A 24,972-nucleotide genomic window follows, 5' to 3' on the forward strand; every position below is an offset into this window, starting at 1 on the left:
AGAATAATTAAAAGTGCATAAGCCAATTGATAAACATGCTAGTAATTTTATTCCCTTAGTATTTTTCTTGATTTTCAAAAAAATCAACCCCTTCCCTTTTTTCGTATTAAGGTATGATAATTATCTATAAATAATTGCTAAATAGTAAACTTACATAAATGCTTTTAAAAGTTCTTGAACGAATGGAAGTACTCCACCTACAAATTTTAAAATTGCCATTGCGATTGTCATATGATTTCCTCCTCTGTTGTTGTTGCTCAGATGTGATTTATCTTTATGCTCTTATTATAGTAAGCGCTTACATTTTTATCAATACATTCTTGTATGCAATATTGCATATAAGAATATAACAGGTTCCCTTTGCATTGTTAATAAGGGGTACAGCCGCATTGCCATCAACTTAAGAAATGCATTGTTCCTCAAAGCAGAAAAAATGATATCAATTCCTACGGACAACTATAAAGAGATAAAATCTTTGTTTTGTGGATATTTCAAAATCTTAGCTTGATGGTCATATGTCGGCACCCCATGCCCATCAATAGAGAAAACGGCAGAACAAAATAAGGAAAAAAGAACATCTCTTTTCATCGAGATGTTCTTTTTTCCTTATACCTAAATCAATTCTTCTGTTATATTATTTCGCTTCATCTTCTGGAATTAAAAAGCTTATATCATACTCTTCTAACTTCGCAAGTAATGCTTCTCCATCGATTTTCAATAAATTCATATGAATATTAAATGGTATAAATCCAGCACGTTTATTAACTCGATACAGCCGTTGTCCTTTTGATGGTATAGAGGAGATATATCGCTCTTCAACATCATCTTCCATCACAATTCCTAAATACCTTTGCCCTTGGATTGTATAAGGTAAAACACCGTATACATCCTCCAAAGCAATTTTTACAGGATATTTTGGATTATTAGTAATTGTAATATATTCTGGCTCTAAAATGACGGCTGGTTTTCTTGCAATAATTTTTTGAATAACCTTCCAAAGAGCAATTAGTACAACTAATGCAAGAGCTCCAAATAAAAATCCAACTATAAAATTAGGCTCCTCAGATGAAAATGCATACGTAACAAAAAAGAGAAACATCGCTTCAATTACCAAAATCAAAAAAAATAATCCGACTACTTTTAGCTTTGATTCATAAATATAATATTTCCCCATACGATTCTCCCCACTAATATAAATCCACTTTGATTTTCCAACATATCGCTATGCAGAACCAAAAACACAATGCCTATCCTATCTAAAAAGAAAATTTTATGTGGTTTTTCAATTTATATAGATGATTTATTTCGCCTAATAGGACTGCAACATACAACACACATTCTCAAAGCGGCGATGTGTTAATTTATACTTGTCAATCAATGCTTCAATATGTTTTTTCATAAAAAATTCCTTGTTCAAAAATTGGTACCTATACATCATACCATGAAAACACTCATCACCTACTTTGTTTATCTCTTAAAATAAAGAAACCAGTTATGTACAAATGAAGTTGATACAGTTTCCTTATCTCTAAATACTTTTAATCTTGGGGTCTCATCCCCCATCCAGCAACTTAAGAAATGCATTGTTCTGGAGCTAATTGCTTCTGATAGTTCGGTTCGATAGTGATGAAGTGGGTTATTGGGAAAGAGAAAAATATATAAGGTGTTTAAAAAGCCATCATAAATTGCAAATGAGTAAGTAATATAGGCTCTATTTTCTTTCCAAATTATTTTCGTGACAGAGTCCCTTCTGACACAAACCAAGTTATACCATCATATCCTTATGATGAAAGGATGTGATGAGTTGAGTTACTTTACTTGTGTTCCGTATTATCAAGCCTATCCTTACTTATATTATCCTCCCTACCATGGAGCTAGAGTAATTTATCCAATGGATATTTATCATACTTATTCACCTTATCAAGATTATCGTAATTACCTAAGTTCTCCATTTCCTTCATATGAAGGAGAATATTATTACGAAAATCTTCGTCAGGCGAGTAAGGTACTGTACGCTGCGATTTGGGAGCAACAGAGTGGTCCAGACTGGCAAGCTAGACATGGTCTGACAGCAGATCAATATCAGCGGACATTCAACGAACTAGTTGCCCAAGGCTATCGTTTGACTTATATAAGCGGCTACACTGTGCACGGGCAGGATTATTATGCTGCGATTTGGGAGAAACGTGGTGGTCCTGCATGGCAGGCTCGGCATGGATTAACGTCTGCTCAGTATCAACAGACGTTCAACGAACTGGTTGCGCAAGGTTATCGTTTAATACGCGTGAGCGGTTACGGAAGTGGTGGGCAAGATCGCTATGCTGCGATTTGGGAGAAAGGGAATGGCCCAGAGTGGCAAGCCAGACATGGTTTGACAGCAGATCAATATCAGCAAACGTTCAATGAACTGATTGCACAAGGCTATCGGCTTATCCACGTTAGTGGTCACACAAATGATGGTCAGGATCGTTATGCTGCGATTTGGGAGAAACGTGGTGGTCCTGCATGGCAAGCCAGACATGGTCTGACAGCAGATCAATATCAGCGAACGTTCAATGAATTGGTCGCGCAAGGCTATCGGCTGATACAAGTAAGCGGCTATGGTAGTAATGGTACAGATCGTTTCGCGGCAATTTGGGAAAAACGTGGTGGTCCTGCATGGCAGGCTCGGCATGGGTTAACGTCTGCTCAGTACCAACAGACGTTCAATGAACTAGTTGCCAAAGGTTACCGTTTGGTGTCGGTGAGTGGTTACTACTCGCATAATTAAGTGTCTAACACTCTGCTTAAGGACCATATAAGATTGCAAAATAATAAAACTATAGGAATACGAGGTGCTATAAAGCACCTTTTCTACTTTGTTGAAAAAAGATTATGTCAAAGAAAATGCCAAATTTTTTTGGCATTTTTTGATTTCTATTTGTTTTATAAAGTAGTTCCCTCTATAATTTGATGTGTTAGGTGTAAAACAACTTGCTTAAGTGAGCGAAGTTTGGTCCACTTTTTTAAGCTTTGTATGATGGCAGTCATCAAAACTTGTACTTTAACCTTTTGAACCCCGCAGTATGGCGCATAGCACAAACCGTGGAGTTCTTTACTATGTGCAAAATTCAATTCCACCGTAGATGGACGAACAGAACGGAGAATTTTTCCTCTCATGGACAAGCGCTGTTCTATATTGATCATATGCATAATCAGTCTTTGGATTAAGGTCAAATGTTTTTGTAACTGTACTTTCTGAATTTAAAGTAATACCATAACCAAAACTTGCAGTTAATAATTGATTTACTGTTGCACCCCCCTCACAAGACCTACTTCCATCCCAATAGTATAAGATAACCCTACAGTTACATTATGCGAAATACCACTTGTAACCGCTTTGCTCCAATGATAACCTGAATTTGAATCAATTAATTTCCAATTTAATTCTTTTTTCAATTTAGTATCTTCTAAAATTGGATCGTTTTTAGGAATTGCTAGTGAATATAATAATTCCCCTTTAAAAAATTGAATTTGTATTGTATTCTCTTTATTAGTGTTATTTTTTGTATATGTGTTTTTAAGGCAAGACTGTCATTATCAGTCTTGTTTTTTATTTGAATATTTTCTCGATTAATGCAATAGGTACAAAGGAGATTTTAGATGGGATTAACAAAGCTACATAGTGTGATAGAAGATAAAAAGAGTGAATTAGTTCAACTCGCTCTCAAATATGGTATCAATCATAAAAAAGTACTTACATTAAGCCAAGAATTAGATTGTTTAATTTTTAAGTTTATGAAAAGACAATGAAGAGTTCTTTCATGAGATTTATATTCATTATATTTTCTCTTTTGGGTATTCAGCTGGGATACCTGTAGAACTAAGTTATCGATAAACATTTTTCAAAGATTTCTAAAAAGGAGTTCATAACCCCATAGTTTCGACTCTCTGTTTAGGGTGTAAAGGTTCATATACTCAATATGGGTTTAGTTGAGGATACATCAACAGCTGAATTTTGAGGTGGGAGTATTACTGCCCACGAATAGCGGGATAAATAAGTTGAAGGGATAACAGGAATTAGCAAGGGTACATTAATTCGAACGAAGAAAAAAGCGCAGATCAGTATAGTTAGAAACAAATGATATATGTTGTATATTGAAATTATTAACAACAAACATTTTAATAGATTAATTTACAATATTTTGATATTATAAAGTTATAGTTAATATATGTAAAAAAGAATGAACTTGAATACTATTTTTGAAGGGGGATATTGTAATTTGAAGCGCACCGCAGAATTTATAACTGGCTTAATTGGAGGAATCTTTGGAGTACTACTTTCTTTCCTTATGGTAATTGGTAGTGTTTCCTACATTAATTCTGGAGATAGTTTTTCCTACGATAATTCTGAAGGTTTTGAATATATGATCGTTCTTTTTAGCAGTTCCTTAATCATTCAAATAGGACTATTAGTATTAGCCTGTTGTGTAAATAAAATAAATAATACAGTTTATGGTATTTGTATGATTGTATTAAGTGTAATATCGTTATTGTTATCGGTTTTTGTATTAACTCTTCCAGTGATTTTACAAATCGTTTCAGGTGCATTAGCATTTCGAACTTTACAACAGAAATCTAATTAAAACAAACCCTTTACAAAAGTACACGATGTACTTTTTATAATTTTATTTGATTATACTTCGCAGTTTATGACAGCAAGCCTGTCACTACCCCATGCTCATCAACTTAAGAATATTCACTATCCTAAAAAGTTAAAAACGTTATTCTTTCTAAACAAGCTAAATGATTAGAAAGGATAACGTTTTTTGTCCTTTAGATTCTTACATATAAGGTGATCAATATGAATTAAAGGCTGAAAATTGCTTATTTCCTATTCACATTGATTTAACTCCGTTAAATTCAATGAAAGACTTTTGTAACATTTACGAAAGCAATTTGAAAGATATTTAAAGTAAAATAAATTTATCGCTAATACATATGCAAAACACCCTCTAAACTGCATATTTTATTTTTCTAATACAATAGTAATACCGAATTTAATATTAAATATTTTTTTGTATCTTAGTAAATTTATGAATTCGGAAGTGCATTTGGTGGAAGCATCTTATGAAGTGAGGAACAAATCGCTCAGATGTGTTAGAAAAATAAAATGGATCAAACCGAGCTTTCCCCTAAGCTCCTTTGAAATAACCAAACCCCACAAAGAACATTCTTGTTCTCCGTGGGGTTTGTTATATTTATATTTTTTCTTGAAATAAGTGTTTTTTTATAAGGGTCTCGCCGCATGCCCGTCAAGCTAATATTTTGAAGTATCCCCAAAACAAAAATTTTATCCCCTCATAAGGAACTGGGTAATGCTCCGAACACATTATCTTTCCTCTCTGCACAAATGAATATATTGACCAAATTCAGGGAATACGTCCCAGTTTCTCTCAAGGGTATCGCTCGTCCCACGCTCTTCGACTGAACCAGTCTTAAAATCCCTCTTTTCCATCGCTATATAGCCATATTCTTGAAAGCCCAAAATTAAACTACTTACCTCCTTGTCAGTTTCATCATCATATTCCCAATACATGGCTGTTCTTAAAAAAATTTTACCTTTACTCATAACTTTAAAATCATATTTTAAATACTTACGATTCAAATCATCATAAAATCCGACCGAAACCCATTCATTTGTCACATTTACAATATACTTAGGTTTTTCATCTTCGCTTAATACCGCCGTATATGGTTCATGTTCTTGATGGCACAAATATGCAGTACGGTCATCAAAAATGTTCCAAGGCTTCTTTTTGATGTCGGACCATTTGTCACAATAATAAACTTTCATAATCGATTATTCACCTTCCCCTTAATACCCCTAATAATCCTATTTTTTGTTATTTCATCAAGAACTATTTATAAAACTGGTACCTCTAATATTAATTCACCTTTAAGAACATTAGGATTAAAAGTACCATCTAATATTTTGGAACCTAAAGAATATTTTTTAGTAACCTTATTCAAGTACCTTAGTGCTGCCTTTTCTTGAACTTCACTAAATTAGGTAAACCTCAATACGATTTCCTTATTGTGAACATATGAGTCAACTAGGTGAAATAAGCCTTCTAAATTTATCAAGCGTATTTGTTGATTCTCTTTAAAAACAGCTCTTAGGCCTTACTCAATTTATGTAGAATGCCTTCTCTTTCTTCATATTTGAAAGAAAGCTCTAAGCTAGATTTATAGTGCTCCCCGATGTTCATAATTCATTAATCTTTCTATAAATGTCATATTCAAATTGCAACATCCTGGTAACCTACTTCAGTTACTTTTTCATTTAATAAACGAAGCCCTAGTCCATTTTCCATGTCCCAGGCACAATTAAATGTAATTCCGATATCTCGACCTTCAAAAATCCCCGCATATGAAACAACAATTCCATCTAAACTTATCATTTCTAGTATTTGATCAGTCGTTTCAACTAGTGGATAATTTTCATTTAACTCAATATCATAACCTAGTTTATATCGCGTTTGTTTGTAATAGTCTAATATTGGTTGCAAAAAACTTTGTTGTAAGTGTTCCCAGTTTTGCATAAGTGAGGTATATGCTGCATATTGTTCTTCATCAAATTTACCATCCCCATCACCATCGACCATCAATGCTATTTCGACTTCCTTTCCAAAAAAATTAATGATAGTATCCTTAGACCAAGCATAATCATATTCAAGTTTACCGAAAACCGCATCGTTTATTATCATTTTAAAATCCCCTTTTTTATTGACAAATTCTTCAGACTTAAATGCCCCTGTGTTTATGCCAAGATATCCAAATATGCTGTTTGTCTTTGATGGTACAAGTTGCATATTGTTTATATCATTTAACTCATGCCAAGTTAATGGTAGTTATATTTTGCATTAACATTCTTTTCTATCATTTGAAGCAGCTATTTCTAGCATCTCAAGGCAAATTATTAGTTTGAAGTTATAATCAAAAGGCTTCTTTCATTTTGGAAAGAAGTTGATAAACTCCCTCCTTTTCATTCGGAGATGTTTTTAAATAATTGCTGACTGCAATTTGAAAATACTTATAAATAGTTTCATAATCAATCACTACTTGACTATCTCGATAGTCGACTTCAACCCCTGTGAACTCTTCTTCGTAAAAAGCTTTGTCATAGTCATCTAAATCGCTCCAAAAGGTAAATCCTCCGGAATAATCCAATCCACACCCATTTCCATCACTTACATTCTCTAACACCCATTTAAAACTATTACACATTAAAGAAGAGTCCAATAGATTTTTTATTGGCAGATGCTCAGGGGTTATTAAATCATTAACATTAATTAATTCAATCATGATAGACCTCAATTTTTAGTTAGTTGGAAAAAGGACGTTATCTTTCTATTTTCAAAATACCCGTTCCATTTTCACTTCTGTCAGTTCACTAAAGAGAGTTTCTCTTCTCAATAAGACTACGTTTTCGAAAATCATTATAATTTATCCTTTTGCTTTTAAATATAATATTTCATTTTTACATATTATAGAAATTCTATATTTATTCTATCAACTATTAATTTAATATATTTCCCATATAGGTATTCATAATCCTCTAAAATCTCATCTTCAATTCGTATTCCTATATCAAACATCCCATCTGAAGTAAGTAAGCCTTTAAGCTCGTATTTAAAGCCATCACCTAGCTTTGTAATTTGCTTTTCTTGACTATCTTGTATATCAATTGCAAAATCATCTAGAAACCAAAGACTTAATTCCACAGGGTAGATTCCCCCGATTTTTATCTCATATGGAAAAATATTCGCAAAGCCGGTTAATTCAATATCTTTAATTTTCACTACAATTTCTTCTTCAATACATGAGTCTATCTCCTTAACTAACGCCTCATATCTCACTATAAATTCCTCTTTCCTTATTCTATAGGATTAATTTCTTGTACAGTTTTATCATGTAACATCTTCCAAAAACTCTTGCCTCTTTAATATTACTTTTGATACATATTTATTGTGGTAAAAGTACACTTTTTTATTGTAGTTATCAAACTTACTACCGAACTGAAATCATTCATCGTAATTCTTGTATTTAAACATAATTTGATCCGTAACATTTATAGTATTTTAATTACTAGAGTTGTTTTATAGTGTACTTTATGTGGTAAGATAAATTTATTTTATCGTTAGCCTAGTAATGTTTCCACGATAGTTAATTTCATTTTTTTCAACCTCAACGATAAGCTCTCCTAATATAATTTTTTCTAAATGCCACCACCAGTATTCAATTGGAACATTACTATTTCCCCATACTTTTAATGGTTTGAAATACTCATAAAACTCTTTTGCCCGACTAATTAATACCGTATCGTAATATGCTAACCTTTTTTTATCTTCACTATCTAATAATTCATATTGTGTCGCTAAAAGTTCTCTAGTTCTAAATGTATAAGCAAATTCAAATGGACTAACATCTAATTCATCTTCCACATCTATACCATAATTCTTTATTAACTTTTTTAGTTCTTCACTCATCATTATCTAACTCCTTATTTTATTCCAATATCCCGAATCTCCCTGCCAAGATGCCCAAATTTACTCCTTACTCTGTCGGTACAAGCTGCACTGTCTTTACATCATTCAATTCATACCAATTTAAATGGTCTACACGCCAACACTTTCTATTTTCTTATGTAATCCCACTGGGTTCCACCTAAAATTGACGTGCTAATTCAGGAAATTTATGAAATTGCTCAGCTTAAAAATCAAAGCATTTATCGAGTCCTTTTCAATCTTAGAAGGGACTCTTTTTTATATCAAAAATCGATAATCAGCTTGACCCTAACGCGACGTGATAGATTAAGTTCATTTTAGGAGGTGAATTCAAATGGTAACAATAGGAGATGTCAAACAGGCTACTGGTTTGTCCGAAAGAGCAATAAGACATTATTGTGATTTAAATACTCTGAAACTATCTTATGAATGTAATGAAAAATATATAAATAAGCGGTGATTAAAATGAAAATCGATATGGAAGATACTTTAAGTCAATACGAAACTTTACTTTCATTACCTCTCAAAGAGAGAGAAAATTTCTTTAGATATACAATGATGAAACCTTTTGAGGGGATGTGGCATACAATTAACGTGCCACTTAAGGCCAAACAGCCAAACGGATATGACGTTATGATGGCCACGAAAATGTTAGGGTATCTCGATATAAAAGAAAGTGATATAGCAAAACAAGCATTGTACGATTTAAAAACAATAAATGCTCTAGAGATCGCTCAAAAAACATTAAACAGATGCATAGCGTTTGCAAAAGCTACTAACTTGGAAGTACGTGCAGAAGAATTAAAGTTTGGAATGTATATTGCTGACCCTGAAAAGCTAAAAAATCAAAATGGTTACTGCGGTTTTGGCGGAATACCTGGATATGTCACCATAACCGTTCACCCAAACAATTATAACATTCCGAGAATACCAGCGCTCATTGCTCATGAATTTCATCATAACCTCCGTTTTTCCTATTTCGATTGGAATCATGGAGACGTAACGCTAAGTGAATATTTAGTTATCGAAGGACTTGCTGATTCGTTTGCTACTGAGTTGTATGGTGAAGAATATTTAGGCCCTTGGGTCACATCAATTGATGAAGAAGAACTTGAATATTCGATTCATGTCATTCGGGAAGGTTTTCATTTAAAAGGATTTGCGGAAGTTAGCAGTTACATGTTTGGAGATGAAATTGCTAAAAAAGAAGGTTATTCACCAGTAGGATTATCACCTGGCGCAGGTTATGCCGTAGGTTATTACGCCGTACAATCTTTTATGAAAAAAAATAATATCACAATTCAAGAAGCCACATTGTTAAGTGCAGAAGAAATCATTATAGGCTGTGGCGTTTTTTAAGAAAAGAGCACTTTAAAGTTCTAGATATTATAACGCAGAATGTACATTCTGCGTTATTTTATAAAAATCGCTAATAGTCTCTATTTTTTAAATAACAATATCTTAATAACCAACCTCGACTACTTCTCCATCTTCCATTGGGGTTATTTTGAAATCTTCCACTACTTCATTCATTACCTTTACTCTCAATTTTTTAAAATTAGAAAAAGAGCTTATGTCCCTTATTTGGAGCACTAGCTCTTATCATTTTTATAACCTATATTTACTTTCCTTTTCCCGTATTCTCAATATAGACTCAATTATTCTTTATTACCTTTCTATTACTTCACATTTTTATTTTTGTGTACTTAATATTTTATACTAAAAAATTTGGCAAATCCTCTATCCATACCTTAAAGCTATCACAATATTCCTCGAATTTTCCTTTATCATCATAGTAATAATATACCTTTGACTCTAGTACATGTAAGCAAAAATAATCTCCATTCCCTATACCATAAAAAGGTATCATATTTGAATTCCAATTATTATTACTCATTTCATGATTATATACTTCTTCTATTGTATCATTTCCATTAGTATTACCTTTTGACACATTATAAATATCACCTGGAAATGACCATATTGACATCAATTCAATAAAACATTTAAATTCATCACTAAATGAATAATTAAACTTATCACTTAATTCTTTCCACTCTTCATTTGTCGGTTTATCCAATATTTCTGCTTCTCTTTCTAGAACAGTCGCTAATATAGACTCTACTTCAGTATATTTCATTTAGTTTCACCTCTATTGTTAATTTTAGATTCCACAAGACCTTACGCGATACTGACAACTAGTTAGAGTATGTCTCGTAAAGGAAGCTGTTACGACAACGCCGTTATTAAAAGTATCATAAAATTAGAATTTCTTTATCTAAAAGAATTTAAAAATGTTAAACACCTTAAGCAAAAACTAGCAAAACGCATAAATTCCTACAACAAAAAAAAAATTAAAGCTAAACTAAAAGGCATGAGCCCGGTGCAATACCCGAGCTTATGTCAAAAAATCAGTCTAACGAAATAACCTGTCCAACTTTATGGAGTCACTTCAATATTGCACTGCATCTTCAATTTGTTGGACTGTGTCTAACAAATTTGTAGCCGTACACTATCCCTTTTGGAGGAATGCTTGTTTTAACTAATAAACTCTTTAACACTATTTGAATTTTTCAAGGTCATGATATGGATTGGCTATGTTGTCTCCAACCTCATCGATGGTTTCTTGGATTTCCTGTAGTATCAAGTTATCAATATTGTGCTCCTGACTAATGGAATCTTTAATTTTTTGGAAACAACTTTTTAATCCAAGGTTTACAACAATTGATAAGATTATATCCACATCATCATATGAATCAGTATTCCATAACTCACAAAGTACATTATCTATTTCATTTCTTATCTCATCTCTCAATAACTCATAGGTCATTACTTGCCGATCCATTAATTGACTTAAAATCTGTAAGAATACTTCTTTATCCGTATTTTTTTTACTAAAATCAGTAAGAGAACCTTGAAAATATTGTTCTAATTTATCCACCGAAAGGATATCAGGTAATATCTCATATTCTTCTAGCTTCATTATTATTTCTCCTTTATTGGAATGTGAACCTCATTTACCTTTTAATCTTCTTCCGATAAATTCCATTAAATAAGTAAAACCTACTGCTAATCCACCAAAAATAAGTATCCAGAAAAACGCAAGAATACGGTCTCCTAATGACTGTGGAAGAAGAAACATAAGAATAGCAATAATAGGTACTGTTATTAAATATATAATTCTCATTTGTTTGAACGGACGCATATATTTACTCCTTTTTCTCTAGTGTTACAAGAAATTCAACAGCAAATTCTTTATATAAGAGCGTATAAAATTCATTTCTAACCATTTGAATTAAAAACTACATTATTTATTAAATGGATAATGCTCTTGTGTACATTCAAATCTAACTGTTCGATGTTTATCTGCAGGTCTCACATTAAAATGTGACCTCAGCCTGCCTTTAGAATGGTGTGCATTATAAATCAAAGTATCTGTTTCTCACCAAAATTATGGTAATCTTATTAAACCTGGGGTTACCCCTTCTACTCTTGCCCACTCAAATAAACATTCAACTATCATTTGATTCTTACACTTAATTTTTAATAAACTCTCTTCTTCTGTCGTATTTATTTCAAAATGATCAATGATATTTTCTGTACCTAAACCTTCTATTGTTAAATTACGAATAGTAAAGAAAGATATTTCTATATAAATTACATCCCACTTATTCCTATCTTATAAGTATTCCATGACAAATCTTTTAATAACCGTCTTCAAATAAGCAGTGAAATACTGTTACTTTTTCCTCTCTAAGTTCTAATGAAATGTTAGGTATTTCTATTTCTAATAAGTTCTTTTTAAGTAATTGTATGCCTTCATTCTCTAAACACTTCAAAATCTCATTACCAATTTGTTTTGTAGTTTCATCGAATGGTTCATATTGTTCCTGCATTTCAATATCACCTTCAACATACTCATATTTAATATATTTTGCTGCAGCATATGGAGCGATTGCTGAGATGTAAACTAATAACCCATTTAAATAGGAATTCTCTCTAATATATGAATTAAACTTATCCGTACCGATTTGTAATCCAGGGTATATCGAAGATTGAATATATAGCGTAAAACATTTTGAGTAATTAAAATCTGTCAAATTATCAATGTGAAGATCCCTAATTTCATGAGTGAATTTATTAGTCCAAACATTAGTATCAACATAATTAAGCAAAACATATCCAAAATCACCACAATGGTAAAGTTCTTCAATGGTATTTAAAACTTTTTGTTTCATAAATAGCCTCCATTTTTCCAATAGAATAGCAATTGGCAATGCTCCCCCAAAAGCCCCTGCTTTCACAAATAGAGTAAAAACATTAAAACTTGATGTGGTAAGTTGTATGTAAATGTCACCGCAACCACTCTCATATGAAACTGGCTCAATGCGGAAAGCTTATTCCTATATATGATTCGTGTGGGAATAAGCTTTAAAAAGGTTATCAATTATTTGCTAAGGATTTTAGTGTTTGAATTTGTTGGTTGTAAACAATTAGATTCTTTAAGAATCAATCTTCACGAGGAAATCTTCAAGTATTTTCTTTACCGGTATGCTTGCTTTTGGAAGTATTTCATTTATTCGATGCAGTATGGATGGATCGTTCAATAGCATTTGCTTATTTTCTAGAGTCGTAAAGCTTCTTAGGGTATCTATACATATCACAAATAGTTCTTCAGCTTCAATGCTAAGCAATGATAGTAATATTCCGAATTCATATACATTACAGTTACTATCCATACAGTATGCCAGTTTTTTCTGCCATTCTATCGGTTTAGTAAGTGTCTCACCTGCCAATTCCTCCCAATCTTTTTGACTAAACTCTAATAATATCTCGCTTGCAATTATACAACCATCATCGTACCATGCGTCCTCAGTTGTATCCCCAGATAAAAGATTATCTAATTCTCTATACATTTTTATCACCTTTCCATTTAAATCTTAAAATCCCGATGAACGAGGTGCACTCACACTTCCTGTTGAGTAACCGCTAATTACATCATCACCAATTTTGATAACATCAATCTCAACTCCATTTATTATTACTCTATACAAAAAGGAATCTAATAAGACATTCCATATAGCAAGTAATTTTTTGTCCAAATGAGTTACAACATAGCTTAGGAACTCTTAGATGTCTTCTTTTACAATTCTATATCTTTTCCTTCTGCTACTATCTTATCTCTCCATAATACTAGTAATTTTCTAAATTCAGAGGTTTCAATTCTACACTGGTTATTTGGAGGGCTCATAAAAAGGTTAATTGCACTTGTATAATTAGATTCTATATAAACGGCTGCTATATTCCCCTCTATTTCATAATGTGGGAATTTTTCGTCTACTACATTATCTAAAATCTGTACATATTCATCTACCTCATCGTCTAAAGTATCTTCTAAAAAATGAGAGATAATAAAAATTTCTTTTGGTAAACGTATTCTCAATCCCCCAAGCCCATCACGATAAAATTCATATGTATATTTCATTTTTCACCTCCTTGTATGAATAGGATATGCTGTTATTATCTCATTATTTTCTATAGCTATTACTTCTTCAATTTCAACTTCACGAACTTTGTCATTACCCTGTTTAAAGTATAATTCAAGTAATAAATTTTTTAGGCACTGCAATTAATCTCGTACGTTTGTTACCTTCGTGGTCTTTTGATTCAAATGTCGATTTACATTTCATTTAACTATAAACTTTTTATAACTATAAAAAACCTTGAAAGGCTAAAAGCCAATCAAGATCAAAATTTAAATAGCGACTATTATTTATGTATTTCCCTTTCCCATACTTTCTTTCCGTCGGTTAAGAATATTGCACTTGGCGAATCATCATAGAGAGAAATTTCAACCAATGAACTTTTTTCTTGTTTCAACCAATTATATACACTGCCTTCGTTAATGGTAGGATGGGATAAAATATGATTTACTTGAAATGCAACTGCATAATATTCTGTATAATTCACATCATCGTCATCCAACCCATTGTCTGTTTCAAAGAGTGTGTCTGGTTTACCGATAATCTTTAATCCACTTTGCCATTCTATTATCAGTTCACTACCTCCATACTCATCTAATGTTTTTATTAAAGAATTATATTCCATTTGTATCATCCTTTTCATATGGTTCTAATGGTTTTGAAGAAACTATGTGCGCACCGTCTTTTCCATAATGTATCATGCCTCTAGTAGTCTATATATATTTCCCAGTTTGCATATCATAGTATTTTCCTATTACTTGACCAAAGTCTACTCTTTCTCTACCGTTTTTTAATACTGTACCTTTCCCTGCAAATTTATCAAGCAATTCTTGTGCTGTTTTATTATCACCATAGAATATACTCTTGTTTTTACCGTTTGCTACTTCCTGTTTATAGTTTGGTGTATCAGGAATATGCTTTTATTGAGCTCCAGCTTTCACTTTTAATGGGTAACCATTTACTTCACGGTATGGACCTTTAGGTACAGAATCTTTTCCATAAGAAGGTATACGATTAACCGTACCCTTACCTCCACCAGAAGACTGGAACCTTTGAAGAGTATCAATACTATTTTGAACGGTATTATGCCAGACAAATGTTCCATGTGTAGCAACACCCGCCCTGCTACTGTAAGAACTGCGTTAGCTGGAAGAGCAATTGGTGATGCTGCCCCAACAGTTATTCCTTCTAACAATACGGTTCCAATATTAGATCCTGTTGCGAGAGCACAACCACCTAAAATTTCTACAATAGACCACGTTCCTGATAAAACATTTCCCGTAAGCTTTCCAGTTTGATAAGCTCGCTTGCTTTCTAACTCATCGCTTACAGGTGGTGTTAGTCCAACAACGTTTTTGACAATCAAAATGTCAAAACCTTGAGAAAATTCTTTGATAAATTCCCAAGCACCGATAGCTGTTTTTTGATATCATGGTTTATTGGCTTCTTGCTCTTGTAAAGACACTAACAAAAATATTAAAAAACTACGAACTGAACAAAACATTACACAGAAGGAACCTGTTGAAAACTCGATATGAATATTTAAAGTATTTCACAGATGGAAAGAGGGGTTTATAAGCCATCAATTGAGAAATTAGTAGAATTAAGCGATATTCTTAATGTAACGCTAAATGATATTTTAATGAAGGATTATGAATACTATCAGTGGAAAGCAGAACATTTTACAGCGCTCAATAACCCTGTAACTGATATTGCGGATATTATGAATACTGTAAAAAATTTAAGGGCTAAAGCTCAACTTACACGAGAAAAAAATAATAAAATTGAAGAACGTGCTTATCTTGACCAAATCATTGGCATTTTCGCTTGGCGAAATGATCATATAGATAAAATCGCCAACCATCTTTACTACAAATGACTGAACAAAATTGTCCGCAATGGCTCTAATGAACTTAAAAATAATAAATCTATGAACAAAAGAATTTTGAAAGATAAGAAACAAGAGAGCCTAGAGGATTAATACCTCCAATGACTCTCTTGTTGTTGTTATTTTGTTACCTACAATACTTACAAAATTTCACACACACTTTCTACTAACTTTAAGTAATGCTTAAATTTTTTTTTATCTTTTCAATACAATTTCGAACTTCATTTTCATGTTCTGGGTGCCTTGTTAGATAGTTTAAACTAGTTTCTTTTAGAAATCGGTAAAATGTTTCGTTATCAACCACTGCATATGTTTCATCATCATTTGCGGCAGAGAAAGAAGAGAAATTAACTCCTTCTTTACCAAAATAACCATCTTCCCCTTCACTAAACTCTGTCGCAAAAGAACAACAAACGTTCGCTATCCCATATCCCTTACTCTCTCTAAAATTCCGAATCGCAGGCAAGAATTTACTATCACCAATGAGTAAAAAATAATATTTCATCTCTTCTATCTTATCTTCATACTTTTCTATATAAAAAATACTGTCTTCCAAAAAATATCTCTCCTTTATGAAATTAATCAATTACAGGATAAAAATTTGTGATTTCTCCTGTAGATTTGTCAATAAATCCAATAAATTTTAATTTTGAATTACCTATTGTTGCATAACCTTCTATTGCATCCGTTATTGCACCTGATCTATTATTAACAATTATGCGTTTATTCTTAATTCCTTCTCCATTGCGTTTTTACCTAGTTCTATCGTTTGTGAGTTTGAAATTTTTTTTGGATTGTAAACTGTTTTAGGAAATTTGTATTCTTTCCAAACTCCAGTAAAACTCCCTTTCCCGCCATTTGCAGCCCTCATACCCCTTCCCCAAAATTCAAACTCAGTACCTCTAATCATTTCTTATAAAACTACTTGACTAATCATAATAAAAAGCTGTCTTTAATGTAAAACTTGCTAAAATTCTTAAAAGATATAATGATTACTTCTACTATGATATAAACAAAAAAACATTGAGTGGGAACAAACATCCCAATCCTTATACAATCCCAAAATACGAAAACTAGCACTTAATGATGATTGAAAAATCATTGAGCGAATTCCTGACAATCCAGATGATTTTGAAGATTAATCTATCCTTAATCCTTGTAAAAAAGACAAAACCGTATGGCATTATATCCATACGGTTTTGTCTTTTATTCATGGTAATAACGATATGTTTATCCTATTTCGGGTGTATCTTTTGGGTGATATAAAGCTTCGAAAGCCTCGTCATAATTATCTCCTAAAATTGTAAGGTAATCGTCATATCCTCCATAAATTTTACCTGATGGGGACATCATTAAGATAAGTTGTTCGTTATAAGCTTCTCCTATAACAACAAGTGGCTCTTCAACTCTTTCTTCATAAGTTTCAACTCTTTCCCTATAAACATGCTCACAAATAAGTATTGGATCAAAATGTAATTTTTCTAGTTCGTTCAGAATTTTGAAAGCTGGTTGATTTAATACTAATCCCCCAAATTGTTTCAAAAATTCTTGACTTGCCTCGCTTACAAAATAACCTTCTTCTTCAAGGATAGTAGTAAAAGGAGAAATGTCTGTCTCCCTATTGGACATCCAGCCTCCTTGTCTTAAATAAAATTCTATTTCTTTAGATAAAGCGAAACTAATCACCTCTTTATTTAATCACTTGTTACATGTGCACCATCAATAGTGATTTTATAATTCCTACATCTTGGGAACGGTTTTCCAGTTTTAGAATCTACCGCTGCAGATGAAGCTGTTGGCAATTTGCTTTTTGAAAGTGTTGCCTTTAATTCTTCTACCCTTTCCTTAGCAGCCTCTTGTGATGCCTTTAGCCCCACTACTTCCTTTTCCTCCACCAGAAGACGAAGAAGACTGGATTTTTTGAAGAGTGTCCTTACCATTTTAGCAACTACATCCAATGAAATAACAATTGGCAAAACCTCTGCTTTTTATGATATGAAATTCGCTAAAGTACTCAAAAGATACGATAACTATCTGTGTTACGACATTTTTGAAGAAACAATGCGTGGAAATAAACAACCTCATCCTTACATCCATGAAAAAGGCGAACAAGTTATTTTTAATGAAGATTGTAAGCTTATTGAACGGATTCCAATCAATCCTGATGATTTTGAAAATTAATTATATAACAGATAACAAAGAATAGCCCACAATGATTAATTGTGGGCTATTCTTTGTATCCTAGCTTCAAATCACAAAACGCAACAAATTAATTACTCACCAAAAATTGTAATAAATTAAAAATCTATTCTAAAAAATCCTTTATTTCATTACTTGATAGTCCATTTTTTAATTTCCCCCCTATTGTAATACTTGAATCTACAAAATGCACTTCATGAAAGTCAGTAACATTTTGGAATGTCGAATCCTCAAAATGACAATTAATAAATTGTACATTTTTAAATGTTGAATTATTAAATGTTGATGATAAAAACTTTACATTCTCAAACTTTACATTTGAAAATATCGATTCATCCAAATAACATCGTTCAAGTTTAGAATCTTTTAACATTACATTTAAAAACTGAGATTCATAAAATGATGTTCTAAATGAATCCAATTCACCTAGATTTGTTGAATTGAAAATCGAATAGTCAGCTTTGCCTTTTCTAAATGTATTTTTTAAAAATATACATTCATTAAAGGTACTACCACATATCGATGCTCCACTTAAATATACATTTGAAAAGTCACAACTATTAAATACTACTTCTAGAAAACTGCTGTTGTTCAAATCATATCCTGTGAATACAATTCCATTAATAAAAGTATCTTGATAAATCAGCTCGCATACTTCTTTGGATTGTCCCGTTGAAAATTCAGTGTATTTTTTAAGCTGTGTATATATATCCACTTCATCACCATCCTAAGGCCATACAACTATTTTATCTGTTAGGCCTTGATTTGTAATTTCTTGCAAAAGCTCTGCCTTATTGACTTCACTTAAATTTGAGACATCAAGCATTACATTTTCACCCTCACTTAGGGATTTATTAATGGATCTCATGGAACTTGAAAGGCTATATCCTCCCTTTTTAGGTGGATAATTTGAATTAAAAGATTTCACATCCCAAGCTTAACCGTTTGCATCAAAAAATTCAGCTTTGCCTGATGGATCCCGAGTAATTGGTCCTTTTACTTTTCCCGACTCTTCCAAACTTAAACCAACTTTTCTTTCAAGTAATCCTTGATCAATATCGTATTGCCTTGTTGAACCCGCATGAGCAGGATCATCTGCAAGGACATCTAATTCCGCTTGACTTCTTCCGCCTGTATAATTTCCAGCCTCATCATACAACTTACCCCCACTACCACCCTCACCTTTAAAAAACTGATAGTTTGATAGCTTTTCCTTAACTTGTTTAAAGACATCGTTATCCGAGAAAGAGTCTACAACATTTGCATCTGCAAGAGCAAATTTGTCTTTTGGCATTAGCAGATTATTCAACCTGTCAACGAATTGCCTATACTTATCGGAATCCATTACGTTTTTTACACGTTGTATGAGGTTTACACTTTCCCTAACTTTTGAGACTTCACCCAACTTTGAAACTGTACCTAATGTTGAAATTTTATCTGCACCTTTTGTTCCTGCCACTAATTGAACAGCTGCTAGCTCGACTTGGGCCTCTACATTTCCAAACCATTTAGCTCTGCTATTCCAATCTCCATTTACAACATCTTGATTTCACGAATTAGAAATAGCTTGTTTTATAGCATCCTATGTTTCGTCTAGGTGAGAAAGGGCATATATAGCACTTTCAATACTATCTATTGGGTGTAAGATAGTATTTGCCAATCCTTTAAGTTCATCTATAACAGCTTCACGTTTTCCTTCTCTGTAGCTATGATAGAGTCCGAAAATATTTTTCGCCACTTCTATTCCGTCCTCAGCAGCATCCTTAAATTGATCAAATAACGATTCGTCTTTTTTACTCTCTTCCTCAGCTTCACGAGCTTTATCTTCTGCAATTTTTTGAATAGGCCCCGTCCACTCCATATTCAACCCTTGCGTACTAAATGTTCCTGATACGGGGCTATTTCCCGCTTTGAAATTCTACAAAACCTTGCGTGATACTCGCAGATAATCGGAGAATGTCTCGCAAAGGAAACTGCTATGACAAAACCATTATTGAGAATTTCTTTATCTCAAAGAATTTAAAAATGTTAAACACCTTAAGTAAGAACTAGCAAAATACATAAATTACTGCACCACCACAGGAATTGAGGCTAACTTCAAAGGAATGGGGCGATTTCATGGATATAGAGTCTACCCTTACATGCAATTTAAAAGCAATTCAGACTTTTTAAACAGTAGCTCAGACAGAGTTGGCTGAGTTATTAAGCGTAACTCCTCAATTAATTTCTAAATATGAAAGTGAAGAAAAATTTCATACAGGAGAAAAGCTCGGAAAACTTCTTGAAATACTCAAAGTAACACCAGATGAGTTGTTTGCTGAAGAATTCAAAGTTCACGAACGAATGGGAAATGAAATCATTAAGTTTCTCGAAAAAGAAGAATCATAGAATGTTGAAATGGAACGTGAGCAATATGATATTGGGCTACTATTAGAAGAATGGAGAAAGTATGAATTACAACAGTTGAGGAAATATATCGAAAAACATGTCGATTCTCCTAAGCGTCATCCTAATAATCTTTACTCAATCAAGAAAGCCGTTTTGATGTAAAACTGGCTAAAGTCCTAAAAAGATACGATGACTATCTTACTTATAATCCTTTTTCTGAAACAATGAGAGGAAATAAGTATCCTAACCCTTATAGTTATGAAAAGGGCGAACAGCTAATATTCAATAACGAAAGGAATCTTATTGAACGAATTCCTGATGATTTTGGAGATTAAATATATAACAAAGGATAGCTTGCAATGACTTACATGTCAAAGTTAGCTATCCACTTGTTTAATTCATTTAAACTTGGTATTTAATGAGAATTATAATTTGTATAAACAATGTTCTCTTATACTTAAAGTATTCAGCGTGATATTACAGTACAGACTCTCGTTCAATATTGAAAATGTCTATGTCATTTTGCACAAATAAATCTTCAAGCTTATTTGAACCGTTTTGCTGAGCAAATAAATATTCTTTTTCTGATATTGGAACAGCAAGCAACCATGCGACTTTTTTATCTGGGAAATCAATTGTTTGTAACTGATCTTCCCACAGAAATGGTGGCACAAACAACATATGTTTCATTTCACTGTTAGGATAATAAAACTTCAACACATCCAAAAATATTTGACCTGGATAGATTGGCACTTTTGAATTGATTACACAAAAAGCACATGTTGCTAATACATTTGAATAATCTTTATAAGTTGTTGCACTCGCACCAACAATTTCTACTCGCAAAGATTTTTCATCTATAGATCGTCCTATTGAATGCATATACAAACCAATAGTAGAATACGATGTAACCCCCTCACAAGGTCTATCCCCTGTTGATAGAATATCTATATTACTTATACTATTATCATCCCAATATTTAAAAACTGCAGGATTACCTCCAAACGCTTTTAAAGCTGATTTAGCAATTATTTTACTTTCATTTGGTATCCCCATTATACTCTTCTCTCCTTCACTAATACTTCTTAATAATTTTAGTCTCCAAAATAATTATCCGTTAAATCTTTACCTTTATGACCTCTATTCGATGACGGAAGTTCAGGGCGGAAATGATCAGGATTGTTATGCTCATCTAAAAACTGTTTTCTGGTTATCCCTCTTTCTTCAGCACTTTTCTGATGCTTCCTAAATTCATAACCTGGTTTATGCCCCATATCCCAAGGCTCATCTTTATACATTATTTCCTTGGTTTCTGGATCCCTTACTTGACCATCTTTACCTTTAGCATTATCCCAGGCAGTATCTCTTACGCCCTTTCTATATCCTGAAGGTCTTTCGTAAGTTTTATCGCCTGAGTTACTTTCAATGCCATTTTCTTTTTTATACTTCTCCCAAGCTTTGCTCATTTCATCTTTACCATATTTACCTTTATTAGTATTCTGAAATTCATTCCACGTCATGGGATTAGAGCCACTACCATCCTTAACTCCACTAACAGACCCACCAGAAGACGAAGAAGACTGGAACCTTTGAAGAGTATCCTTACCATTCTGAATGGCATTACGCCCAACAAATCCATCATGTGTAGCAACACCTGCTCCAACCGCTGTAACAGCTACATCCAATGGAATAGCAATTGGTGTTGCTAACCCAAGGGTCCCTACTTCCACTACTAGAGTTAAAAGATTAAAACCTGCTATGAAGATAAGAGCTTCTTGAATTTTCTACAATGGATGCCAATCCTGCTAAAACATGTCCTGCAAAACATTACGTGATACTGGCAGCTTATTGACGTGCTGTATCATAGTTACTACTAGATGTTTGATCGAATGTATATAGATATTCTAACTTCTCTTGTAGCTTCTTTTTTATAATAAGTTGTTGTATTGGTATCTATCATATCAAGAAAAGACACTTCATTTATTTTTATACAACAAAGGGACTGACCACAAAAAACATTTATGTGCCTTTTGTGGTCAGTCCCGGTTGGTTGAAATTTATCCATTTTCTTAACTTAATGACTTGGAACTCTTAAAGGTCTTCTTTTTCAATAAATTCCGCATCAATTACTCTATAACTTTTTTGTACTGGTGCTCCTCCAAATTCGTGGAGTATTTGAGCAATAACCTTAAATAAGCCCATTTCAGCTGACATACCTTTTCCTTTATAGTTCCGTTCATTGATGTAAGATACTTCAACTTTATAACTTAACCCATCATAGGATAAAGTGAATTTACAATCATTTTCCTCTAGCCAAGTTATCAAATCTGTCATTGAAGGAATCCATGTTCCTTGTCTATATACTTCTTCATCACATAGCAACTTACTAGATGGTACAATTCTTCCTCCTACTGTCCAAGTGGAATTTTGGTACTCATATACATCCTGAGGATATACTTCATCGGCGTATTTAGGTCTCTTAAATCCTAATTTAAATAGTTTTTCTGCTTCTGTTTTGGATAAAGACATTTGTCGGCCCCTTTACTTATTTTATTTTTATTACAGTCCCTGTTGAACTTTTATGTTTATCAAGAATAAAATTCCCATATTTATCAGAATCAGCTATCCAGTGAAGTTCTTTTCCTCCCTTTGCCTCTTTAAAGACTTTAAAAGCAGAATCGCCATGACCAGTTGTATCTTTCGCCCACCATAAACCTGTTTTAGGATCGCGATACGCTGTAACCGTATCACCATTGAATTTATATTTCACTTTTTTATCTGCTGTTGTTTTAATATCCCATAAAGTTGTAGTATTTTTTGTAGATTTACCTTTAAAAAACTGATAGTTTGATAGCTTTTCCTTAACTTGTTTAAAGACATCGTTATCCGAGAAAGAGTCTACAACATTTGCATCTGCAAGAGCAAATTCGTCTTTTGGCATTAGAAGATTATTCAACCTGTCAACGAATTGCCTATACTTATCGGAATTCATTACGTTTTTTACACGTTGTATGATGTTTACACTTTCTCTAAGTTTTGAGACTTCACCCAACTTTGAAACTGTACCTAATGTTGAAATTTTATCTGCACCTTTTGTTCCTGCCACTAATTGAACAGCTGCTAGCTCGACTTGGGCCTCTACATTTCCAAACCATTTAGCTCTGCTATTCCAATCTCCATTTACAACCTCTCGATTCCATGAATTAGAAATAGATTGTGTTATAGCATCGTATGTTTCGTCTAGGTGAGAAAGGGCATACATAGCGCTTTCAAAACTATCTATTGGATGTAAAAGTGTATTTGCCAATCCTTTGAGTTCATCTATAACAGCTTCACGTTGTCCTTTTTTGTAGTTATGATAGAGTCCGAAAATATTTTCCACCACTTCTATTCCGTCCTCAGCAGCATCCTTAAGTTTATCGAGTAACGATTCATCTTTCTTACTCTCTTTCTCAGCTTCACGAGCTTTATCTTCTGCAATTTTTTGAATAGGACCCGTCCACTCCATATTCAATCCTTGCGTACTAAATGTTCCTGATACGGGGCTAAAACCTTTCCCGCTTTGAACTTCCGCAAGACCTTTCGCGATGCTCGCAGCTAGTTGGAGTGCTGTATCATAATCACTACTAGAAGTAGAATTGAATTCACGCAGATGGTTTAGCTTGTCTTGCAGCTTTTGTTTCATCATATCAAAAATACCCATCATAGCTTGCATGCCGGGAATGGTATTACTAATGACTTCAATACCTGCTTTCGTTTGGTCAATCCCTCGCATTTGTTCTTCTATTTCTTGTTCAATAACATCTGTTGAAGCTACTTTGGATTGAAAATCGTTTGGGAAGGCATCATTTTGACGGATCAATTCTTCACACAAGTAAATAATCCCTTGCGCTAAAGGGCGGAATGTTTGAGCGAAGAATGCTTTTGCACTGTCGTAAGTTTGCCCTTGCAAAACGGCATCGAATACAAAAGCATCAATCGAATTGATGACTTGTTCCATACCTTGGATCGTTGCAGTACACATAGCATTCATACTTTGTGTTTGAGATTGTACTTCTCCTAGATACATGTTTAGGCTCATGACCTCACCTCCAGTGCTAATTTTTGGCGCTGATGGTGAATGTCATTTTCTAGATTGCTTAGGTTTTGTTTTTCCTTTAGCAACGTTTCTTTTTGGTCTTCCAATTCGTGGGTAAGCTTTCGCTCAATTTGCCCTGCATCTTGACGTAAATTATGAAAAAATTGTCCTAGTTCTCTATCATTATGCCAAGTTTCTAATATACGGTCAAACAAGCGATAGCTTCGCCCTTTCCATTGATAAAAATCAGCTTCCGCTTGTCCTTGCCTTTGAATCGCGCGTTGATTTTGATATTGTTCTTCAGATAGACTTCTTAATTTTTCGTTCAGTTGATTCATTTGTTTCTCTATATCTTGGCTCATCTTTTCCCTCCTACTTTTTTACGTT

At 33.2% G+C, this 24,972-nt stretch carries 36 protein-coding genes and 5 pseudogenes; 9 read left to right on the forward strand and 32 right to left on the reverse strand.

Going from position 1 to position 24,972, the window contains the following annotated elements:
* Window positions 1-150: 150 nt before the first annotated feature.
* A pseudogene (locus ACIGHG_RS21325) lies at window positions 151-338 on the reverse strand (hypothetical protein).
* Between the two features lie 296 nt (window positions 339-634).
* Window positions 635-1,174, reverse strand: a complete 540-nt coding sequence (locus ACIGHG_RS21330; RefSeq protein ID WP_336474099.1) for an STM3941 family protein — start codon at window positions 1,172-1,174, stop codon at window positions 635-637.
* A gap of 609 nt (window positions 1,175-1,783) precedes the next feature.
* Here ACIGHG_RS21330 and ACIGHG_RS21335 point away from each other — a divergent pair.
* Entirely contained in the window at window positions 1,784-2,770 is a 987-nt protein-coding gene (locus ACIGHG_RS21335) for a hypothetical protein (RefSeq protein ID WP_396550429.1), read from the forward strand.
* Window positions 2,771-2,925: 155 nt separating this feature from the next.
* On the opposite strand, the gene ACIGHG_RS21340 is transcribed toward ACIGHG_RS21335, so the two are convergent.
* Both ACIGHG_RS21340 and ACIGHG_RS21345 read right to left on the reverse strand, forming a co-directional pair.
* Window positions 2,926-3,192 (reverse strand): transposase, encoded by a 267-nt coding sequence (locus ACIGHG_RS21340; RefSeq protein ID WP_336474101.1) that lies wholly within the window; start codon window positions 3,190-3,192, stop codon window positions 2,926-2,928.
* Window positions 3,155-3,501, reverse strand: a pseudogene (locus ACIGHG_RS21345) (hypothetical protein); the annotation flags it as partial. The pseudogene ACIGHG_RS21345 and the gene ACIGHG_RS21340, both read right to left, overlap by 38 nt.
* 141 nt (window positions 3,502-3,642) lie before the next feature.
* Here ACIGHG_RS21345 and ACIGHG_RS21350 point away from each other — a divergent pair.
* Together ACIGHG_RS21350 and ACIGHG_RS21355 are read left to right on the forward strand one after the other, a co-directional pair.
* Complete coding sequence (locus ACIGHG_RS21350; protein ID WP_336474102.1) at window positions 3,643-3,792, forward strand: aspartyl-phosphate phosphatase Spo0E family protein; 150 nt, start codon at window positions 3,643-3,645, stop codon at window positions 3,790-3,792.
* Between the two features lie 470 nt (window positions 3,793-4,262).
* Window positions 4,263-4,625, forward strand: coding sequence for a DUF4064 domain-containing protein (locus ACIGHG_RS21355; protein WP_396550431.1), 363 nt, complete (start codon window positions 4,263-4,265; stop codon window positions 4,623-4,625).
* Window positions 4,626-5,371: 746 nt separating this feature from the next.
* On the opposite strand, the gene ACIGHG_RS21360 is transcribed toward ACIGHG_RS21355, so the two are convergent.
* The 5 genes from ACIGHG_RS21360 to ACIGHG_RS21380 all read right to left on the reverse strand — a co-directional run bounded on the left by ACIGHG_RS21360 (window position 5,372) and on the right by ACIGHG_RS21380 (window position 8,534).
* Complete coding sequence (locus tag ACIGHG_RS21360) at window positions 5,372-5,836, reverse strand: hypothetical protein (protein ID WP_396550433.1); 465 nt, start codon at window positions 5,834-5,836, stop codon at window positions 5,372-5,374.
* 445 nt (window positions 5,837-6,281) lie between these two features.
* Window positions 6,282-6,749, reverse strand: coding sequence for a DUF6985 domain-containing protein (locus tag ACIGHG_RS21365; protein WP_396550524.1), 468 nt, complete (start codon window positions 6,747-6,749; stop codon window positions 6,282-6,284).
* Between the two features lie 229 nt (window positions 6,750-6,978).
* Complete coding sequence (gene cdiI, locus ACIGHG_RS21370) at window positions 6,979-7,347, reverse strand: ribonuclease toxin immunity protein CdiI (RefSeq protein ID WP_396550435.1); 369 nt, start codon at window positions 7,345-7,347, stop codon at window positions 6,979-6,981.
* A gap of 182 nt (window positions 7,348-7,529) precedes the next feature.
* A complete protein-coding gene (locus ACIGHG_RS21375; protein WP_336474105.1) occupies window positions 7,530-7,901 on the reverse strand; it encodes a hypothetical protein in 372 nt (123 codons plus the stop codon).
* A 270-nt stretch (window positions 7,902-8,171) separates the two neighbouring features.
* Window positions 8,172-8,534: a hypothetical protein gene (locus ACIGHG_RS21380; protein WP_396550437.1), complete on the reverse strand. Its 363-nt coding sequence runs from the start codon at window positions 8,532-8,534 to the stop codon at window positions 8,172-8,174.
* A gap of 349 nt (window positions 8,535-8,883) precedes the next feature.
* On the opposite strand from ACIGHG_RS21380, the gene ACIGHG_RS21385 reads away from it, so the two are divergent.
* Together ACIGHG_RS21385 and ACIGHG_RS21390 are read left to right on the forward strand one after the other, a co-directional pair.
* The gene (locus ACIGHG_RS21385) at window positions 8,884-9,009 is read left to right on the forward strand and encodes a hypothetical protein (protein ID WP_280141415.1); all 126 of its coding nucleotides are present in this window, start codon (window positions 8,884-8,886) and stop codon (window positions 9,007-9,009) included.
* Between the two features lie 5 nt (window positions 9,010-9,014).
* A complete protein-coding gene (locus ACIGHG_RS21390) occupies window positions 9,015-9,908 on the forward strand; it encodes a DUF2268 domain-containing putative Zn-dependent protease (protein WP_396550439.1) in 894 nt (297 codons plus the stop codon).
* A 355-nt stretch (window positions 9,909-10,263) separates the two neighbouring features.
* On the opposite strand, the gene ACIGHG_RS21395 is transcribed toward ACIGHG_RS21390, so the two are convergent.
* Window positions 10,264-10,689, reverse strand: a complete 426-nt coding sequence (locus tag ACIGHG_RS21395) for an SMI1/KNR4 family protein (RefSeq protein ID WP_336474109.1) — start codon at window positions 10,687-10,689, stop codon at window positions 10,264-10,266.
* Between the two features lie 66 nt (window positions 10,690-10,755).
* On the opposite strand from ACIGHG_RS21395, the pseudogene ACIGHG_RS21400 reads away from it, so the two are divergent.
* A pseudogene (locus ACIGHG_RS21400) lies at window positions 10,756-10,977 on the forward strand (IS3 family transposase); the annotation flags it as partial.
* Between the two features lie 132 nt (window positions 10,978-11,109).
* On the opposite strand, the gene ACIGHG_RS21405 reads toward ACIGHG_RS21400, so the two are convergent.
* The 9 genes and pseudogenes from ACIGHG_RS21405 to ACIGHG_RS21445 all read right to left on the reverse strand — a co-directional run.
* Entirely contained in the window at window positions 11,110-11,532 is a 423-nt protein-coding gene (locus ACIGHG_RS21405; protein ID WP_396550441.1) for a hypothetical protein, read from the reverse strand.
* Between the two features lie 30 nt (window positions 11,533-11,562).
* Window positions 11,563-11,754, reverse strand: a complete 192-nt coding sequence (locus tag ACIGHG_RS21410; protein ID WP_090919833.1) for a hypothetical protein — start codon at window positions 11,752-11,754, stop codon at window positions 11,563-11,565.
* Between the two features lie 102 nt (window positions 11,755-11,856).
* Window positions 11,857-11,979 carry an HNH/endonuclease VII fold putative polymorphic toxin gene (locus tag ACIGHG_RS21415; RefSeq protein ID WP_396550444.1) on the reverse strand — a complete coding sequence of 41 codons (123 nt, stop codon included), beginning with the start codon at window positions 11,977-11,979 and terminating at the stop codon, window positions 11,857-11,859.
* Window positions 11,980-12,000: 21 nt separating this feature from the next.
* A pseudogene (locus ACIGHG_RS21420) lies at window positions 12,001-12,222 on the reverse strand (Imm50 family immunity protein); the annotation flags it as partial.
* A 31-nt stretch (window positions 12,223-12,253) separates the two neighbouring features.
* On the reverse strand, window positions 12,254-12,787 hold the full coding sequence (locus tag ACIGHG_RS21425; protein ID WP_396550445.1) for a hypothetical protein: 534 nt from the start codon (window positions 12,785-12,787) through the stop codon (window positions 12,254-12,256).
* Window positions 12,788-13,051: 264 nt separating this feature from the next.
* Window positions 13,052-13,465, reverse strand: coding sequence for a hypothetical protein (locus ACIGHG_RS21430; RefSeq protein WP_336474121.1), 414 nt, complete (start codon window positions 13,463-13,465; stop codon window positions 13,052-13,054).
* Window positions 13,466-13,692: 227 nt separating this feature from the next.
* Window positions 13,693-14,034: a hypothetical protein gene (locus tag ACIGHG_RS21435; protein ID WP_396550447.1), complete on the reverse strand. Its 342-nt coding sequence runs from the start codon at window positions 14,032-14,034 to the stop codon at window positions 13,693-13,695.
* A gap of 284 nt (window positions 14,035-14,318) precedes the next feature.
* Window positions 14,319-14,657, reverse strand: coding sequence for a hypothetical protein (locus ACIGHG_RS21440; protein ID WP_396550526.1), 339 nt, complete (start codon window positions 14,655-14,657; stop codon window positions 14,319-14,321).
* Window positions 14,647-15,359 (reverse strand): annotated as a pseudogene (locus ACIGHG_RS21445) (polymorphic toxin type 50 domain-containing protein); the annotation flags it as partial. The pseudogene ACIGHG_RS21445 and the gene ACIGHG_RS21440, both read right to left, overlap by 11 nt.
* Window positions 15,360-15,590: 231 nt before the next feature.
* Between ACIGHG_RS21445 and ACIGHG_RS21450 the strand changes: the two are divergent.
* Entirely contained in the window at window positions 15,591-15,911 is a 321-nt protein-coding gene (locus tag ACIGHG_RS21450; RefSeq protein WP_396550448.1) for a hypothetical protein, read from the forward strand.
* A gap of 181 nt (window positions 15,912-16,092) precedes the next feature.
* Here the strand turns inward: ACIGHG_RS21450 and cdiI (ACIGHG_RS21455) are convergent, their stop codons facing one another.
* From cdiI (ACIGHG_RS21455) to ACIGHG_RS21490, 8 genes are all read right to left on the reverse strand, one after another.
* Window positions 16,093-16,476 (reverse strand): ribonuclease toxin immunity protein CdiI, encoded by a 384-nt coding sequence (gene cdiI / locus ACIGHG_RS21455; protein WP_396550450.1) that lies wholly within the window; start codon window positions 16,474-16,476, stop codon window positions 16,093-16,095.
* A gap of 159 nt (window positions 16,477-16,635) precedes the next feature.
* Window positions 16,636-16,830, reverse strand: a complete 195-nt coding sequence (locus ACIGHG_RS21460; protein WP_396550452.1) for a hypothetical protein — start codon at window positions 16,828-16,830, stop codon at window positions 16,636-16,638.
* Between the two features lie 320 nt (window positions 16,831-17,150).
* On the reverse strand, window positions 17,151-17,606 hold the full coding sequence (locus ACIGHG_RS21465) for an SUKH-3 domain-containing protein (RefSeq protein WP_396550454.1): 456 nt from the start codon (window positions 17,604-17,606) through the stop codon (window positions 17,151-17,153).
* Between the two features lie 8 nt (window positions 17,607-17,614).
* Window positions 17,615-17,896 carry a hypothetical protein gene (locus ACIGHG_RS21470; protein ID WP_396550456.1) on the reverse strand — a complete coding sequence of 94 codons (282 nt, stop codon included), beginning with the start codon at window positions 17,894-17,896 and terminating at the stop codon, window positions 17,615-17,617.
* A gap of 329 nt (window positions 17,897-18,225) precedes the next feature.
* Window positions 18,226-18,834, reverse strand: a complete 609-nt coding sequence (locus ACIGHG_RS21475; protein WP_396550458.1) for a pentapeptide repeat-containing protein — start codon at window positions 18,832-18,834, stop codon at window positions 18,226-18,228.
* Window positions 18,835-18,846: 12 nt separating this feature from the next.
* Window positions 18,847-19,047, reverse strand: a complete 201-nt coding sequence (locus tag ACIGHG_RS21480; RefSeq protein WP_396550459.1) for a hypothetical protein — start codon at window positions 19,045-19,047, stop codon at window positions 18,847-18,849.
* A gap of 9 nt (window positions 19,048-19,056) precedes the next feature.
* Window positions 19,057-19,578, reverse strand: a complete 522-nt coding sequence (locus ACIGHG_RS21485) for a hypothetical protein (RefSeq protein WP_396550461.1) — start codon at window positions 19,576-19,578, stop codon at window positions 19,057-19,059.
* Between the two features lie 123 nt (window positions 19,579-19,701).
* Window positions 19,702-19,986 (reverse strand): hypothetical protein, encoded by a 285-nt coding sequence (locus tag ACIGHG_RS21490; protein ID WP_396550463.1) that lies wholly within the window; start codon window positions 19,984-19,986, stop codon window positions 19,702-19,704.
* 323 nt (window positions 19,987-20,309) lie between these two features.
* Here ACIGHG_RS21490 and ACIGHG_RS21495 point away from each other — a divergent pair, with 323 nt between their 5' ends.
* Together ACIGHG_RS21495 and ACIGHG_RS21500 are read left to right on the forward strand one after the other, a co-directional pair.
* Window positions 20,310-20,507: a helix-turn-helix domain-containing protein gene (locus ACIGHG_RS21495; protein ID WP_396550465.1), complete on the forward strand. Its 198-nt coding sequence runs from the start codon at window positions 20,310-20,312 to the stop codon at window positions 20,505-20,507.
* 9 nt (window positions 20,508-20,516) lie between these two features.
* Window positions 20,517-20,669 carry a hypothetical protein gene (locus tag ACIGHG_RS21500; protein ID WP_396550467.1) on the forward strand — a complete coding sequence of 51 codons (153 nt, stop codon included), beginning with the start codon at window positions 20,517-20,519 and terminating at the stop codon, window positions 20,667-20,669.
* Window positions 20,670-20,984: 315 nt separating this feature from the next.
* Here ACIGHG_RS21500 and ACIGHG_RS21505 read toward each other — a convergent pair whose 3' ends face one another.
* The 5 genes from ACIGHG_RS21505 to ACIGHG_RS21530 form a co-directional block, all read right to left on the reverse strand.
* A complete protein-coding gene (locus ACIGHG_RS21505; RefSeq protein ID WP_396550469.1) occupies window positions 20,985-21,563 on the reverse strand; it encodes a suppressor of fused domain protein in 579 nt (192 codons plus the stop codon).
* A gap of 38 nt (window positions 21,564-21,601) precedes the next feature.
* Entirely contained in the window at window positions 21,602-22,192 is a 591-nt protein-coding gene (locus tag ACIGHG_RS21510) for an HNH/ENDO VII family nuclease (protein WP_396550471.1), read from the reverse strand.
* Window positions 22,193-22,598: 406 nt separating this feature from the next.
* Window positions 22,599-23,036 (reverse strand): hypothetical protein, encoded by a 438-nt coding sequence (locus ACIGHG_RS21520; RefSeq protein WP_396550473.1) that lies wholly within the window; start codon window positions 23,034-23,036, stop codon window positions 22,599-22,601.
* Window positions 23,037-23,052: 16 nt separating this feature from the next.
* Entirely contained in the window at window positions 23,053-24,588 is a 1,536-nt protein-coding gene (locus tag ACIGHG_RS21525; protein WP_396550475.1) for a T7SS effector LXG polymorphic toxin, read from the reverse strand.
* Window positions 24,585-24,947 carry a DUF3958 family protein gene (locus tag ACIGHG_RS21530; protein ID WP_396550477.1) on the reverse strand — a complete coding sequence of 121 codons (363 nt, stop codon included), beginning with the start codon at window positions 24,945-24,947 and terminating at the stop codon, window positions 24,585-24,587. Before ACIGHG_RS21530 ends, ACIGHG_RS21525 begins: the two co-directional genes overlap by 4 nt.
* Window positions 24,948-24,972 lie beyond the last annotated feature (25 nt).

The organism is Bacillus sp. NPDC077411, assembly GCF_044543425.1.
In the GTDB taxonomy this organism is placed as follows: Bacteria; Bacillota; Bacilli; order Bacillales; family Bacillaceae_G; genus Bacillus_A; species Bacillus_A bruguierae.